This is a genomic window from Streptomyces sp. H39-C1 (assembly GCF_027158125.1).
GTDB classification, from domain to species: domain Bacteria; phylum Actinomycetota; class Actinomycetes; order Streptomycetales; family Streptomycetaceae; genus Actinacidiphila; species Actinacidiphila fildesensis.
The window spans coordinates 1-910 of sequence record NZ_JAPVLS010000280.1 but is presented as its reverse complement, the minus strand read 5'-3'; the positions used below and the strand labels follow the sequence as shown (position 1 = coordinate 910).

Below are 910 nucleotides of genomic sequence, written 5' to 3'. Positions count from 1 at the left end.
CGGGCAAGCTGGTCCCACGTCAGAACCTCGCCACAGCGGGCCGGGAACTCCTTCGGGTCGAACTCGGGCATGCTCCAGGTCCCAGTGCCCCGGTCCCGCAACCACAGGTCCCCGTCACCGTCGACCACAGTCGGCGGGACCGGTACGGGCTCGGCCTGATCGGTGGGGCCCCACGTGACCCGCCCCGGGGGGGAAACGCGGCGCAGCTCGGTGGTGGCCAGCCGCGCGGCCACGTCACGGGCGGACTCTTCGGCGTCCTCGACCGACGCGAGTCGAAATGCGTCGTCAAGTACGGGCAGGGCTGGATTCTTGCTGCGCTTTGAACTCATACGCTGACTACCTCCGGTCGGGGGCGTCACTTCCGTTATGACACCCCGTAGAGGAACACGGTATCCGAGGCGGGAGCCGGGCCAGCTACGGCCACTGTCCAGGTGGAGGCGCTTGCACACCGGGCGGTGGGGCTAGATGGTGAGCTGGTCCTGGACGTGGCGCAACCCAGGGTGTCAGCACTCAAATATGGCGGTCCGGGCCTGAGAAGGTGAGGCCGCCGGGGGCGAGCGGACGTCAGGCCGGGTCGGGCTCGGGCTCGCCGGGCGGCCGGCGGAAGTCGGCGCCCTGCTCGACCGGCATCAGCCCAGCCGGCTACCGCACCCGTGCCCGACCGTCAGCCCCTCGATGAGCACGCCGCTGCTTCCGCCGGTGCGTACGCGGCCGACCAGCGCGCGCGGGTCGTCGCCCGCGCCCTGCGCACCCGGTAGGAGGGATCACCGCATGTCCGCTTCCATGGCGACCCGGCGCGCGTACCGTGAGGTGACGACCCGCCGGGAGGACCAGATGAGCGCGCAGCCCGACCACGCCCCCGTCACGCCGTACGCCCCCGCACCCGGGGCGCCGGCCGAACTCCTGACCC

The 910-nt window shown here is 72.1% G+C and carries 1 protein-coding gene; it reads right to left on the bottom strand.

Going from position 1 to position 910, the window contains the following annotated elements; all coding sequences use genetic code 11:
* Positions 1–329, bottom strand: a 329-nt coding sequence (locus O3W51_RS48195; RefSeq protein ID WP_269290443.1) for a hypothetical protein, incomplete at its 3' end; no start/stop codon positions are given.
* Positions 330–910: the final 581 nt, after the last annotated feature.